The organism is Nonomuraea sp. ATR24, from assembly GCF_041950485.1.
Classification (GTDB): Bacteria; Actinomycetota; Actinomycetes; order Streptosporangiales; family Streptosporangiaceae; genus Nonomuraea; species Nonomuraea ceibae.
In genome coordinates this window covers 73,833-86,961 of the sequence record NZ_JBGNUU010000010.1, presented here as the reverse complement: position 1 = coordinate 86,961, position 13,129 = coordinate 73,833, and the positions used below count along the sequence as shown (strand labels likewise).

Here is a 13,129-nt window from a genome sequence, read left to right as displayed (position 1 = left end):
ACCCGGGTATGGGAGGGAAGAATCCGGGGGGAAGGTGCGTGATGGTCAAATCTGTGGTGGTCGGCGTGGACGGCTCCGCGCCGTCGGACACGGCGCTGGAATGGGCGGCCGCCGACGCGCGGCGGCGGGGGCTGGGCCTGCGGCTCGTCCACGTGTGCGAGCACTCCCGGTTCGGCCGGGAGGCGACGGACTACTGCGCCGGGACCCTGGAGGCCGCCCGCGACCGGGTGGGCCGGGCGGCCGGCGGCGTCGAGGTGACCACCGAACTGCTGGCCGGGCACGTCGTGGACGCGATGGTCGGCGAGTCGGCCGCCGCCGACAGCGTGGTGCTCGGCAGCCGGGGGCTCGGCGGGTTCAAGGGGCTCCTGATCGGCTCGGTGAGCGTGGGCGTCGCCGGTCACGCCGCCTGCCCGGTGGTGATCGTACGCGGCTCCGCCGAGCCCACGCACGGCCGCGTCGTCGTCGGCGACGACGGCTCCCGGTGCGCCGAGACCGCCCTGGCCTACGCCGCCGAGCAGGCCCGGGCCAGGGACGTGCCGCTGCTGGTCACGTACGCCTGGCAGGTGCCTGTCACGCCGTCGCTCGCGGTGGGCTACAGCGCGCTGCTGGAGCGCTCCTGCGAGGCGGAGCTCCGTACGGCGGCCGAACGGCTGAGGGTGTGGCGCGAGAAGCACCGGGACATCGAGATCGTCGGCGAGCAGATCGCCGGGCATCCGGCGGAGGCGCTGATCAAGGCCGGGGAGACGGCCGATCTGGTGGTCGTGGGCACGCGCGGCCTGGGCGGTTTCGCCTCCGCCGTGCTCGGGTCCGTGAGCCGGACGGTGCTGCAACAGGCGACCTGTCCGGTGGCGATAGTCCGCCCAGGGGCGAAACAGGCATAAAGTGCGGTGATGTCGCACCCCTGGCGCGGCTGGTGCCTCCTGCGGCCCGGCCTCCTGCTGTACGGCGGCACGGTCGGCACCAACGAGCCGCACGCGCACCACGCGGTGCAGCTCATCGTCGCCGCCGAGCCCTTCACGCTGGCCGACGCCCACGGGGAGCGGCTGACCACGCGGATCGCCGTCGTCCCGCCCGACACCGGCCACACGCTGATCAGCGGAGCCCATGACGCGCTGCTCGCCCACCTGGACCCGCGCAGCACGCCCGGCCGCGCCCTGCTCGCCCGCTCCGGCGCGGGGCCGCGGGCCTCGACCTGGTCGCCGCCCGCCGCCCTCGCCGGTTCCGGCGCTCAGGACGGGCGCGGGGGAGCCAGGCCGCTCATGTTCGCCGAGCCGCCGGCCGGGCACCCGCGCTCGGCCGAGGCGGCGGGCGCGCTGCGCACGGTCGAGGCGTGCAGCGGCCACAGCGGCGCCGCCGACGCCGCCCTCCACCCGGCCGTCGAGGCGGCGATCACCGTCATCCCCGCGCTCCTGCCGGCAGGACCGGTACGGCTGCGAGCGGTGGCCGACGCCGTCCACCTGTCGCCGAGCCGGCTCGCGCACCTGTTCGGCGCGCACGTCGGCATCCCGCTGCGGCCGTACGTGCGGTGGCTGCGGCTGCGGCAGGCCATCGACCGGGTGGCCGCCGGGGAGACGCTGACGGCTGCCGCGCACAGCGCCGGGTTCACCGACGGCCCGCACTTCACCCGCGCCTTCCGGCGCACCTTCGGCAACACGCCCTCCGAGCTCGCCGCCGCGATCGACTGGTTACCCGACGTCGGCCCGTGACCGGCGCAGCTCCCGCTTGAGGATCTTGCCGGTCGCGGTCATCGGCAGGCTCTCGCAGAACTCGACGATCCGCGGATACTTGTAGGCCGCCATGTTCTCCCTGCACCAGTCCACGAGCTCCGCCTCGGTCACCGCCGACCCGGGCGACGGGATCACGTACGCCTTGACCTCCTCGCCGTGCGAGCCGTGCGGCACGCCGACCACCGCCACCAGCGAGACCGCCGGATGCGTCATCAGCACCTCCTCCAGCTCGCGCGGGTAGATGTTGAACCCGCCCCGGATGATCATGTCCTTGGTGCGGTCGACGATGGAGTAGTAGCCTTCCTCGTCGCGGGTGGCGATGTCCCCGGTGCGGAACCAGCCGTCCCGCAGCACCTCCGCCGTCTCCTCCGGCCTGCCGTGATAGCCCTTCATGATGTTGTGCCCGCGCACGGCGATCTCGCCGGGCCCCTCGCCCTCCACCGTGTTCCAGTCGTCGTCCACCAGCCGCATCTCCACCCCCCACACCGGGAAGCCGATCGTGCCCGGCCTGGTCGGGCGGCTGAGCTGGTTGAAGCAGGCCGCCGGGGACGTCTCCGACAGCCCGTACCCCTCCAGGATCGGGATGCCGAACGTGGCCTCGAAGTCCTTGAGCACCTCCACCGGGCAGGCGGCCGCCCCCGACACCGCCACTTGCAGCGACGCCGGCACCTCGGCCTCACCCGCGTGGATCTTCGCCAGCATCGCCCAGTACATGGTCGGCACCCCGGCGAACATCGTCACCCGCTCCCCGCGCATCAGCTCCAGCGCCTGACCGGGCTCGAACCGCGGCACGAGCACCAGCGTGGCGCGGCGGCGCAGGCTCACGTTCATCACCGAGGTCTGGCCGAAGGAGTGGAACAGCGGCAGCACCGCCAGCGACACGTCACCCTCGGGGTCGCGGGGGAACATCTCGTCGCTGACCATCGTGTTGAGCAGCAGATTCGCGTGCGTGAGCTCCGCGCCCTTGGGCCGCCCCGTGGTGCCCGACGTGTAGAGGATGGCCGCGACGTCCTCCGCCCCGGTGCCCACCGTCTCGAACTCCCCGGACTTGCCGTCCAACGCAGCCCAGAACGACTCCCCGTACTCCGACTCGGTCGCCAGCGGCGTCGCGGGCAGGACGAAGAAGTGCTCACACTCCTCTGTCGCGTCCGCCGCCTCCCGCCCGCGCGCCCCCGTCGGCAGCTCGGGCGTCCCCTCGAAGCAGAACAGCGCCTTCGCGCCGCTGTCGTCCAGGTGGTACGCGATCTCCCTCGGCTGCAACAGCACGTTGAGCGGCACCACGGTCGCCCCGGCCTTCAGGATGCCGAAGTACACGAAGGGGAAGTACGGCACGTTCGGGCAGAGCAGCGCCACCTTGTCGCCCCTGCCGATCCCGCGCTCCACCAGCAGATTGGCCACCTGGTTCGCGACGGAGTCCACCATGGCGTACGGCAGCCGCAGATCCCCGTAGACCAGGGCGGTGCGGTCCGGGACCGCGCGGGCACTGTCTTCCAGAATGATCGACAGGTTGAGCATCGGGGCCCCTCTCGTCGGAACGCCTCGTCCGCCCCCAGAATGCTCCGCCCCCCACCCCCAACACTTGTACGAACGTGCCGACTCCACCCAACCGGGCTACGTCCATGTACACCTGGCACCGCCGTGGCGATCGCTCCCCGTGACAGGGCGCGGCACTGCGCGCACAGGGGGACTCGCGGACGGAACGATCGGGAAAGCACAGTTGGCGGCTTGAGCGACGCCAGGCTCTCTTCAGCTCAACCGTCACCGCAGGACATGACGTCAGTGCGGTCGGGAGCGAGGTCATGCTCGCGGCTCCGGTCGTGGAGCCGGGGAGAGATCTTGAACTGGCCGCCAGGTTCGGCCTGGTGTTCAAGACGATCCCGCGATCCCTCTGATCAGGCACCTGGCGCCTGGACCGGGGAGTGCGGAACGTTATCGCGGAGGTTCTGCTGAAAGATGTAAAAGTCCTTCAGAAAAACCTCACGCGTTCCAGCTCGGACTGGTCGGCCTCTTGCACGTACACCTTCCCCCCGCTCTGGAGAATGCGTTCAATGAGGCTGTACATCTGCAGGGCCCGGTTGATGGCGTCGGTCTTCGTTTCGCCACGAAGCCCTACGACCTCTTCAAGCGCACGAGAAGAACGTTCGGTCAGATTGACGGTGACCCGCTCCAGTGGTCCGTGACCCCGACCGGTGGGCGGGCTCTTCGTAGGGCCGGCGGCTTCAGTTTCACGCACTTTCGGGGACATATTCTCTCGGGATCCTCCCGCGCGAGACATGGCTAAAACGGGCCTGGGAGTGCCATCCCGGCCCGTGCTCGTCGATGTCTTTCCTATCCTCGCAAGGCGACGCGAGGCACTGTCAGGGGTAACGGCTACCGTCAGCCGTGCAATGTCCGGTGACGGCGATGCGTGCCCTGGTGGGGGAGGCCGTGGTAACCGCCTCCTCGCCATCTGCCAGGGCTTGCGAAAATCCGGCACGATCGGCGCTGGCCCGGCAGAGGGGGAAGGTGTGGTCGGCAGCCGGTGCCTCTCCATCTTTCACCCTCTCCACTGCTTGTGACCTGCGAATATTTGTTTCTGCAGGCCCGACGGTACGACAGTGAGCTGTCTAGAGTCAAGTTCTTCGCTGAGTATCCATCAGCTAGTGTACGCGTATCGTACGCGTGCAGACCATACGTTACGTGGCTGTGAGCCATATCGAGTGATACTTTTACGCGTAGCACCGCAAACGCACGACCCCCGGCTCGTCCGGGGCCACTGGACTACCCCCCGCATCGCGCTGGGGCTCGCACAACCCCCCGCCGGGTCTCGCCTGGCGGGTTTCCTACATCAAGGCCGAGCGAGAAAGTGTTCAGCCACGTGAAGAAGCCAGTGGTCACCGACCTCACCAAAACCGAAGGCGACCCCACCCCCCGCGCCGACTTGCTGGAAGCCCGGGAGAGCGTCTCCTTCGAGGTCACCCTCTCGGGCGGTAAGCGGATCAACGCCACCGCCCCGGCTTGGTCGCCGAGCGGAATCGCCCCTGCCGTCGTCATGATCGCCCTGGTCGGCGTCATGGTCCCCGGTGCCTTCGCGGGACTGGCGATGGCCGTGGCGGCACCGGGGTGGATCACGGTGGCCGCCGCCCTCATCGCCTTCTGTGTGATCGCCGGCGGCGGAGCATGGGTCATCAGCAAGTTCGCCGACAGGCGCCAGGAGAGGTCGCGCAAGTCGTGAGGCCGCGAAGACCTCCGGGCGGGGTGAGGCTCGTCCTGACCAGCCGGTCCCTCGGGCGCGGCTGGCCAGGACGGGGTTTAGCCATGGCCGGAGACGAAGGGCCCCACCTCCGGCCAGCAGCGAAGGGCTGATGATCTCGAGGCGGGCAGGTGCCCGCCTCGAACACTGCGACAGCATGTGCCGGCGACGGATGGAGGTGATCACTGGGCGGCTCACGTATGGCCGCGTCCGGTCAAGGAGCGTGCCGTGCGGGTTTCGCGAACCGGCCGATGTCGCGCTCGGCCGTGCTCGTCGAGCCGGTGCGACAGCGGGGCGGCTACGGCCAGTACGGCTGGGCCCGCCGGGCCGCCATGGCGATCGGCTCCCCGTCCACGGTGACGAAGGTCAGCGGCACGTCGAACGCGGGCCATTCGATCACGAACTCGAACGGCTCGGGCGGTGGCAGCGGCCAGAGCCACAGGTTGCGACGGCTGGCGACGAAGCGGTCGCCGCCGCCTCCGCCGCCCTCGCCGGAGTCACGCAGAACGGGACCGTGCGGATTCTCGCCCGGGTGCCGGTCGACGGTGGTCGCCTTGGCGCCGCCCGGAAACCGTACGCCGAAGCGCAGGAGTTCGTCCGCCAGTGGCTTGCCGGGGCGCACGCGGTGCCGGTGCGGTCCGCCGAACAGCAGCTCGCGCCGGTCCCACCAGACGTCCTCGTCGCCGCCCTCAGGGTGCCGGGCCGCCAACCGGAGCCGTAACTCCACGCCCTGCGGGAAGGCGGCGGCGCTGGCGAGGGCGATGACCAGCTCCTGGTTGCGGAACAGCACCTGCTCGATCGGGACGACACCGCCGAGCACGTCGCGGGGCGGGCCGAGCCACGGGGTGGAGCAGCCGGCTGTCCATGTCCGCGCATCGGCATACGGCGGACCCCGCGCGGTCGTGGCGTCGAGGCGCACGTAGCCTCGGCATCGGAGGAGAACGGTCGCAGGGGATCGGGGTGCGAGGTGGAACCGACGGGCACGGCGCTGACGGAGGCCGACTGGGCGGCCCACCGGCCGGCGGTGTTCGGGGCCGCGTACCGGATTCTCGGCAGCGTGGCCGAGGCGGAGGACGTGGCGCAGGAGGTGTGGTTGCGGGCCGCCGCCGCCGACCTGTCCGAGGTGCGCGACGTGCGTGCCTGGCTGGTGACCGTGTCCGCCCGTACGGCCTACAACGTGCTGATGTCGGCGCGCGTGCGGCGCGAGTCGTACGTCGGGCCGTGGCTGCCCGAACCGCTGCTGACCGGGCCCGACGCCGCCGCCCGGGTGCTCGTGGACGAGTCGGTGAGCACCGCGATGCTGGTGGTCATGCGGACGCTCACCCCCGCCGAGCGCGTGGCGCTGGTGCTGCACGACGTGTTCGACCTCCCGTTCGCGCGCATCGCCGAGGTGCTGGGCGCCACGCCCGCCGCCAGCCGCAAGCTCGCCTCGCGGGCCCGTACGCGGGTCGCCGCCGTCACGGAACGGCCCCGGGCCTCCAAGGCCGAGACCAGGCGGGTGCTGGAGGCGTTCAGGGCGGCGGCCGAGGCCGGTGACCTGGCCGGGCTCGTCGCGCTGCTGGACCCCGAGGCCGTCTACGTCGCCGACGGCGGCGGCAAGGCGACGGCGGCGCGCAGGCCGGTCCGGGGCGCCGCGATCATCGCCCGGCTGGCGATCAGGCAGGTCGAGCTCAGGCGTCCGGACGCCGTCCGCGTCGTCGAGGTCAACGGGGAGCCCGCCCTGGCGACCTACTCCGGCGGCGCGCTGGTCTGGCTCGACACCGTGGAGGTCAGCGGCGGGCGGATCACGGAGTTCAGGAGGCTGGTCAATCCCGACAAGCTTCCGCGCATCGGTCACATCTGAGCCGGCTGTCTTGTCTCCCTGCCGATCCCTCCCCGTCCGTGGGGGGACAGGCTGAGAGAGGACGAGACGGTGGCACAGGTTGTGATCATCGGTGGCGGTTTCGCGGGCGTGTGGAGCGCGGCGGGCGCGGCGCTGGCGCGCGGGGAGCGGGACCTGCGTATCACGCTCATCGCGCCCGGCGAGCGGATGGTCCTGCGTCCGAGGCTGTACGAGCCCGACCCGGGCCTGGCCACGGTGGAGCTGCGCAGGATCCTCGACCCGATCGGCGTCGAGCACCTGCGCGCCACGGTCAGCGAGATCGACACCGCCCGCCGCGTGGTGGTGGCCGACGGCCAGGAGATCCCGTACGACCGCCTGGTGCTGGCGGCGGGCAGCGAGCTCGTCCGGCCACGGGACCTGCCCGGCGCCGAACGGCTCTTCGACATCGACACCCTGGCCGGGGCCCAGCGGCTCGCCGACCGGCTGCGCGGCCGGGCGGACTGTTCCGTGGTGGTCGTCGGCGCCGGGTTCACCGGTCTGGAGGCGGCGACCGAGCTGGCCGCCCGGGGCCGGGTGCTGCTGGTGGACCGGGCGGCGGTGGTCGGCGAACAGCTCGGCCCGGAGCCGCGCGAGGCGATCGAGTCGGCCCTGGACGAGCTCGGCGTCGAACGCCGCCTCGCCACCACCGTGACCGAGGTCGGCGACGGCTACGCCGCCCTGTCCGACGGCACCAAGGTCGAGGCGGACGCGGTCGTCTGGTCGGTGGGCATGCGGGCGAACCGGCTCACCCGGCACATCACCGGCTCACTCGACCACCTCGGCCGGATACCGGTGGACCGGCACCTGCGCGCCCTGCCCGAGGTGTTCGCCGCCGGCGACACGGCCGCGGCGCCCTACGACGCCGGGCACACGGTCACGCAGTCCTGCCAGCACGCCGTCCCGCTCGGCAAGGTCGCCGGGTACAACGCGGCGGCCGACCTGCTCGGCCTCCCTCCGCGCGACTTCACCCCCGGCCCGTACGTCACCTGCCTCGACCTGGGCGGCGCCGGGGGGATCTTCACCCGCGGCTGGGACCGGAAGGTGATGGCCACGGGCGCCCACGGCAAGGAGATCAAGCGGCAGATCAACCAGGCGATCCACCCGCCCGTCGACGACGCCGCGAAGATCCTCGCCGCGGCCGACGACGTCTACCTGGACCTGCCCTTCTTCCCCCGCTAGGAGCTTCCCGCGCTGGGAGCTTCCGCGTCAGGAGGACGTCCCGCTCCTCGATAACGGCCGGTCCGGAGCCTCCTCACCGCCGGGCTCCGGCCGCGCCGCCAGCGGCAGTCGCAGCACGAACCGGGCGCCGTCCGGGTGATCGGCCACGAACAGATCGCCCCCGTACGCGTGGGCGATCTCGCGGGCGATCGGTAGGCCGAACCCGGAGCCGCCGGTGTCGAGCGTGCGCGCCTGGTCGTGCCGGTAGAGCCGGTGGAAGATGCGCTCCCGGTCCTCGGGCGGGATGCCGGGCCCGTCGTCGATGATCTCCAGGACGGCGTACGGCGGCGTGGCGGCGACCACGAACTCGATCCTGGTGGTGGTGTGGCGTTCGGCGTTGGCCACCAGGTTGGACAGCAGCCGGGCCAGCCGCACCCGCGAGGCCCGTACGACCACGTCCTCCTCCAGCCGGGTGACCACGGCCGCGCTCGGCGGGTGGGCGCCCAGCTCCTCCACGACCAGGCGGGCCAGGTCGACGAGCTCGACGCCGGGCGGCGGGGCCGTGTAGAGGCGGGCCAGGGCGAGCAGGTCGCCGACGATCTCGTTGAGCCGCTCGGCGTCGCGGTGCAGGCTCCGCAGTGTCCGGCGCAGGTCCGCGCCCGGGTCGGACAGCGCGTCCTCCAGCTCGGTCAGCAGGCCCGTGATCGGGTTGCGCAGGTCGTGCGCGGCGTCGAACACGAACCGCTGCTGGTGCTCGATCGTCTCGTGCAGCATCGACACCTTCTGCTGCTCCTGCCGGTACGCCTGGTGGAGCAGCCCGTCGGCCCCGGCGTCCGGCTCCTCGGCGGCGCCGGCGACCTCCGCCTGCCCGAACACGACGATGATCCCCTTGGCGGCGCCCGACGGATCGAGCACCGGCGCGCTCGTCATCCGCCAGTGGCGCGGGTCGGGCGGCGCCCAGTCATGCCGCAGCAGCGGGACGACCTCGCCGACGCCCGAACCGGCCACCCGCTCCAGCGACGCGCGCACCTTCGCCGCCCCCGCCGCGCTCAGCCCCCTCGGGGCCACCGGCAGGGACCGGCCGACGACCTCGTCCCGCTCCTGGCCGGTCATCCGCAGGCAGGCGTCGTTCACGGCGAGCACGACCAGCTCGCGGGTGAGCAGCATGCAGGGACACGGCAGCGCCTCGAATGCCGCCTGGTAGTCGACCGTCGCTCCCATCACCGGGTCCCCCTCAGCCGCCATCTACCCTCAGAGGCCCCGCGACATGCGAAAACATCAGAGAGCGGTCAGCCCAGGCGCATAACGCGGCCCAGCGCCGGCGACCCCGCGGTCTACTCCAGGTCGGAGAGGGTGATCTCCGGGGAGGGCAAGGGGCGGTGTCCGGACGGGCGCGCAAGCGGGTGCGACCGGCGGAGGACGGGATGCGACCTGAGGTGGAGGTTTCCGGTCTGCCCGAGTCCGACTTCGGGCTGTCGTGCGTGAGAAGCGGCTTCCCTAGCGTCGGATCCCGACGAAAGGAAACCCTCACGATGAACGCGTTACGTCGGAGCCGGTGGCCGATCCCGGTGCTCATGGTGCTCTCGCCGCTGCTGGCGGAGGTGTTCAGCGGCTCCATGCCCGCCACCGATTTCTTCCAGCCGGGCATGTTCCTCCCCTTCACCGTCTTCGTCTACGGGCTGCCGATTCTGGTGCTGCGCGAGGTGGCCACGCGGACGAGGACGGGACTGCTCGGCCTGTGGTGCCTGGGCATGATCTACGGCCTGTACAACGAGGGTCTGATCTCGGAGACGCTCTTCCACCCGCTCGACCCGGCGAACGACGCGTACGGGACGTTGGGGGTGGTGGCCGGGCTGCGGATCCCCTGGGCGCTGTACATCCTGCCCTGGCACGGCCTGTTCTCGCTCCTCACCCCGGTGCTGCTGACGCACCTGCTGTTCCCCGAGCAGGCGGACCGGCCGTGGCTGCCGAAGTGGGCCACCTGGGTGCTGGGGATCGTCACCGGCGGGCTGGCGATCGCCCGGTTCGTGTTCTGGGGCGAGAACCGCGGGGTGCAGGACGGCGGGACCTTCCTCCTGCACCTGGCGGTCGTGCTCGGTGCCGCGCTGGTCGCCTGCCTGGTAGCGGCGCGGCTGCCGCGGGGGCCGCGGGTGGTGGCGGGCGTGGATCGGCCGGGGGCGCGGTGGCTGCCGTTCGCGGCGGGCGCGGGGCTGTACGCGACCTGGTTCGTCGGGACCGAGCTGCTGGTCTCCGTGGTCAAGGCCCCGTGGCCGGTCGTGGCGCTCTACACCTCGGCGGCGGTGGCGGCGGGACTCTGGGCGACGGCCCGGGTACGGGCGACGACCAGGGCCGCCGCCGCGCTGTTCGTCCTCGGCGCGGGAACGACACAGGCGGCCGTCGTCGTCCTGCTGATCGGACTGCTGGTCGGCGACGCCTTCAGGGCCCTGTCCGGAGCCGTCTTCGTCGCCGTCTACCTCACCGCCACAGCCCTCATCGCCCGGCGGCAGGGCCGAGCGGCGCAGTCGGCCGGAGAGATCAGCCGCGCAGGTAGCTGAGGACCGCCAGGACCCTGCGGTGACTGATCTCGTCGGCGGGCAGGTCCAGTTTGGTGAAGATGCTGCCGATGTGCTTGGAGACGGTCACCTCGGAGATGACGAGATCCCTGCCGATGGCGGCGTTGGACCGGCCCTCCGCCATCAGAGCCAGCACCTCGAGCTCGCGCGGGCTGAGCCGCAGCAGCGGGTCGGCCCGGTGCGTGAGCAGCCGCCGCACCACCTCCGGGTCGATCACCGTCTCGCCACCACCCACCTCCCGCATGGTCGCCACGAACTGGGCGCCGTTCGCCACCCGGTCCTTGAGCAGGTAGCCAGTGCCGGCATCACCGCTACGCAGCAGCTCGGAGAGTGCGGCGCCGTCGACGTACTGGCTGAGGACCAGCACCGGCAGCGAAGGGCGATCGCGGCGCAGCGCGATCGTCGCCCGCAGGCCGTCGTCGGTGTGGTCGGGCGGCATGCGCACGTCGGTGACGACGATGTCGGGCCGGAAGGCCGAGGTCGCGCTGCGGAGCTCACCGGCGGTAGCCACTGCGGCCACCACCTGATGCTCGAAGTACGTGAGAAGGTTGACCAGGCTCTCCCGCAGCAGGCCGGAATCCTCGGCCAGCACGACTCTCATGCCGTCACCGGGTGCGGCAGGCAGGGGATCTCGGCGCGCAGGACGGTCGGCCCGCCGCCGGGGCTGGTGAACCTCACCCGGCCGCCCACCGCGGCCACCCGGTCCGCCATGCCCTGGACGCCGCCGTCCGCCCGTACGTCGAGGCCGCCCCTGCCGTTGTCACCCACTTCCAGGATCAGCGTGTCGCGGGCGATCCAGCCGCTGACCCAGCAGTCGTCGGCCTCGGCGTGCTTGGCGACGTTAGCCAGGGCCTCGCTCACCATGAAGTACGCGGTGCTCTCCACACTGGGCACGAGCCTGCCCGGAACGTCGATCTTCACCCGGATCCTCAGGGAATGAGCCCTGGCCAGCTCGGCCACGGCTTCGGGGAGGCCGCGCTCGGCCAGCACCCGCGGATGGATGCCGCGTACGAGCTCGCGCAGCTCCTCCAGCGTCGTGATGGTCTCTAGATGGGCGCGGGACAGCAGGCTGTGCAGCTTGGGATCGGCCACGGTCATCCGCGCCATGTCCAGCATCACGCCGAGCGCGACGAGCCGCTGCTGGGTGCCGTCGTGCAGATCACGCTCGATGCGCCGCCGTTCGGCGTCGAACGCGTCGAGCAGCCGCCCGCTGGAGCCGACCGTCTCCATGTCCGGGATCTCGTACGGGGGAGGCGCGAGCAGCGCCCGGGCGATCGGAACCCGCATCTTCGCGGCCACGACGGCCAGGTAGGCCGCGGCCACCAGCCCGAGCGCTGCGAACCCTGCCACCAGGAGCGAGTCCGCCAGCGTGGGCAGGTGCGTGCCGAGGAGGTCGACCGGCCCGGACACCAGGTAGACGACTGGTGCGGCGAGGAAGACGATACAGACCAGCGGTATGGCGGCGACGGCGTAGTCGAGCAGCCACAGCCCCGTGATCAGCGCCGTGGTGTAGCCGAACGCGCGCCAGGTGGCGTTCTCGCGGAGCCTGGTGCCGATCCACGCCCTGGGCCCCGGCCGGCGCAGGGTCCGGTGCGGGCTGGGGAGCGCAGGCAGGCCGAGCAGCCGTAGCCGCCGGCGTTCGACGGCGCCGATCGGGATCCCCGCCAGCCCGGCCGCCGTCAACGGGACGAACCCGATCGCGAGAGGCGCCAGCGTCACGCCCACCAGGACGAACGTCAGCACCACCGTCATGGTCACGCCGCCGAGCAGGGCGCCGGTCGCCGCGTACGCCCAGGCGCGCCAGGGCGTGGAGGAGGTCAGGAGCCTGGTCGGGTGCATGCTCTCCACACCGCCGGAGCTTAGGACCTTTCCCGGCTCCTGCCATGACAGCCACCTATACCAAGAAATGTCGTACCTGCCGTGATTCGCCCGTCCACCGGTCACCTGTGTGCTGGAGACCTCGTCGTCTACCGCACTGGAGGGCATCTCGTGAGGCCGGTTCACTCCGCACCAAGGCGATCGGTCACCTGGCCGATGAAACCCACCGCGCGCAGGGTGTGGCTGGTGCTGCACGTGAGCCTGTCCGTGGGCTGGCTCGGCGGCAGCTACGCCATGCTCGTCATGGGCGTCGTGGCGCTGACCAGCACGGGAATGCCCCTGCGGCCCGCGGCCTACGACATGCTGCACATCAGCGACACGGCGATCATGATTCCCGGGAGCCTGGGGGCCCTGGTCACCGGACTCGTGCTGGCGCTGTACACCAAGTGGCGCGTCCTGCATCACTGGTGGGTCGTCACCAAACTGGTGCTCACCGTCTTCGCGATGATCTCCGGGTACGCGTACACCGCCCAAGGGGTGAAGGCCGCGCTCGCCATGACCCTGGTCGACCCGGGGGCCGACATCGGCTCCTTGGAGCCCGGGTTGCTGGCGGGGTCGGTCGTGATGCTGGTCGTCCTGTCCCTCGCCACGGTGCTGTCCGTCGTCAAGCCGTGGGGACGCACCCGATGTGGCCGCGGCCCCAGCAGCCGCCGACCCCGGGCCTCGGCACACTGACCGTCCCAGCCGGCGCGAGAGAAGG

General features: G+C 71.7%; 13 protein-coding genes. 7 read left to right on the top strand and 6 right to left on the bottom strand.

Annotated features, from left to right (window positions below; genetic code table 11):
* The first annotated feature begins 41 nt into the window (after positions 1-41).
* Both ACBI99_RS24230 and ACBI99_RS24225 read left to right on the top strand, forming a co-directional pair.
* Entirely contained in the window at positions 42-881 is an 840-nt protein-coding gene (locus tag ACBI99_RS24230) for a universal stress protein (protein WP_357583533.1), read from the top strand.
* A gap of 9 nt (positions 882-890) precedes the next feature.
* Entirely contained in the window at positions 891-1,706 is an 816-nt protein-coding gene (locus ACBI99_RS24225; protein WP_357583535.1) for a helix-turn-helix transcriptional regulator, read from the top strand.
* Here ACBI99_RS24225 and ACBI99_RS24220 read toward each other — a convergent pair.
* Both ACBI99_RS24220 and ACBI99_RS24215 read right to left on the bottom strand, forming a co-directional pair.
* Positions 1,686-3,242 (bottom strand): long-chain fatty acid--CoA ligase, encoded by a 1,557-nt coding sequence (locus ACBI99_RS24220; RefSeq protein WP_375073541.1) that lies wholly within the window; start codon positions 3,240-3,242, stop codon positions 1,686-1,688. The two genes, ACBI99_RS24225 and ACBI99_RS24220, sit on opposite strands and share 21 nt — an antisense overlap.
* Before the next feature lie 451 nt (positions 3,243-3,693).
* Entirely contained in the window at positions 3,694-3,972 is a 279-nt protein-coding gene (locus ACBI99_RS24215) for a hypothetical protein (RefSeq protein ID WP_357583539.1), read from the bottom strand.
* Positions 3,973-4,596: 624 nt separating this feature from the next.
* Here ACBI99_RS24215 and ACBI99_RS24210 point away from each other — a divergent pair.
* A complete protein-coding gene (locus ACBI99_RS24210) occupies positions 4,597-4,941 on the top strand; it encodes a hypothetical protein (protein ID WP_357583541.1) in 345 nt (114 codons plus the stop codon).
* A 316-nt stretch (positions 4,942-5,257) separates the two neighbouring features.
* Here ACBI99_RS24210 and ACBI99_RS24205 read toward each other — a convergent pair whose 3' ends face one another.
* Positions 5,258-5,878, bottom strand: coding sequence for a hypothetical protein (locus tag ACBI99_RS24205; protein WP_375073540.1), 621 nt, complete (start codon positions 5,876-5,878; stop codon positions 5,258-5,260).
* A 48-nt stretch (positions 5,879-5,926) separates the two neighbouring features.
* Here ACBI99_RS24205 and sigJ point away from each other — a divergent pair, with 48 nt between their 5' ends.
* On the top strand, positions 5,927-6,802 hold the full coding sequence (gene sigJ / locus ACBI99_RS24200) for an RNA polymerase sigma factor SigJ (protein WP_375073539.1): 876 nt from the start codon (positions 5,927-5,929) through the stop codon (positions 6,800-6,802).
* Positions 6,803-6,871: 69 nt separating this feature from the next.
* Positions 6,872-7,999, top strand: a complete 1,128-nt coding sequence (locus tag ACBI99_RS24195) for an NAD(P)/FAD-dependent oxidoreductase (RefSeq protein WP_375073538.1) — start codon at positions 6,872-6,874, stop codon at positions 7,997-7,999.
* A 27-nt stretch (positions 8,000-8,026) separates the two neighbouring features.
* On the opposite strand, the gene ACBI99_RS24190 is transcribed toward ACBI99_RS24195, so the two are convergent.
* Positions 8,027-9,223: an ATP-binding protein gene (locus ACBI99_RS24190; RefSeq protein WP_375073537.1), complete on the bottom strand. Its 1,197-nt coding sequence runs from the start codon at positions 9,221-9,223 to the stop codon at positions 8,027-8,029.
* Between the two features lie 287 nt (positions 9,224-9,510).
* Between ACBI99_RS24190 and ACBI99_RS24185 the strand changes: the two genes are divergently transcribed.
* Positions 9,511-10,533, top strand: coding sequence for a hypothetical protein (locus ACBI99_RS24185; RefSeq protein WP_375073536.1), 1,023 nt, complete (start codon positions 9,511-9,513; stop codon positions 10,531-10,533).
* On the opposite strand, the gene ACBI99_RS24180 is transcribed toward ACBI99_RS24185, so the two are convergent.
* Positions 10,514-11,152 (bottom strand): LuxR C-terminal-related transcriptional regulator, encoded by a 639-nt coding sequence (locus ACBI99_RS24180; protein WP_375073535.1) that lies wholly within the window; start codon positions 11,150-11,152, stop codon positions 10,514-10,516. The genes ACBI99_RS24185 and ACBI99_RS24180 overlap by 20 nt on opposite strands.
* Positions 11,149-12,390 carry a sensor histidine kinase gene (locus tag ACBI99_RS24175; protein WP_375073647.1) on the bottom strand — a complete coding sequence of 414 codons (1,242 nt, stop codon included), beginning with the start codon at positions 12,388-12,390 and terminating at the stop codon, positions 11,149-11,151. The genes ACBI99_RS24180 and ACBI99_RS24175 overlap by 4 nt, the downstream gene beginning before the upstream one ends.
* A 195-nt stretch (positions 12,391-12,585) precedes the next feature.
* Between ACBI99_RS24175 and ACBI99_RS24170 the strand changes: the two genes are divergently transcribed.
* Positions 12,586-13,104 carry a hypothetical protein gene (locus ACBI99_RS24170; RefSeq protein WP_375073534.1) on the top strand — a complete coding sequence of 173 codons (519 nt, stop codon included), beginning with the start codon at positions 12,586-12,588 and terminating at the stop codon, positions 13,102-13,104.
* Positions 13,105-13,129 lie beyond the last annotated feature (25 nt).

Excerpts from the sequence above, each read along its gene's own strand:
- ACBI99_RS24230 (WP_357583533.1), top strand. The coding sequence starts at position 42 with ATGGTCAAATCTGTGGTGGTCGGCGTGGACGGCTCCGCGCCGTCGGAC.
- ACBI99_RS24225 (WP_357583535.1), top strand. The coding sequence starts at position 891 with ATGTCGCACCCCTGGCGCGGCTGGTGCCTCCTGCGGCCCGGCCTCCTG.
- ACBI99_RS24220 (WP_375073541.1), bottom strand. The coding sequence starts at position 3,242 with ATGCTCAACCTGTCGATCATTCTGGAAGACAGTGCCCGCGCGGTCCCG.
- ACBI99_RS24215 (WP_357583539.1), bottom strand. The coding sequence starts at position 3,972 with ATGTCCCCGAAAGTGCGTGAAACTGAAGCCGCCGGCCCTACGAAGAGC.
- ACBI99_RS24190 (WP_375073537.1), bottom strand. The coding sequence starts at position 9,223 with ATGGCGGCTGAGGGGGACCCGGTGATGGGAGCGACGGTCGACTACCAG.
- ACBI99_RS24185 (WP_375073536.1), top strand. The coding sequence starts at position 9,511 with ATGAACGCGTTACGTCGGAGCCGGTGGCCGATCCCGGTGCTCATGGTG.
- ACBI99_RS24180 (WP_375073535.1), bottom strand. The coding sequence starts at position 11,152 with ATGAGAGTCGTGCTGGCCGAGGATTCCGGCCTGCTGCGGGAGAGCCTG.
- ACBI99_RS24175 (WP_375073647.1), bottom strand. The coding sequence starts at position 12,390 with ATGCACCCGACCAGGCTCCTGACCTCCTCCACGCCCTGGCGCGCCTGG.
- ACBI99_RS24170 (WP_375073534.1), top strand. The coding sequence starts at position 12,586 with ATGAAACCCACCGCGCGCAGGGTGTGGCTGGTGCTGCACGTGAGCCTG.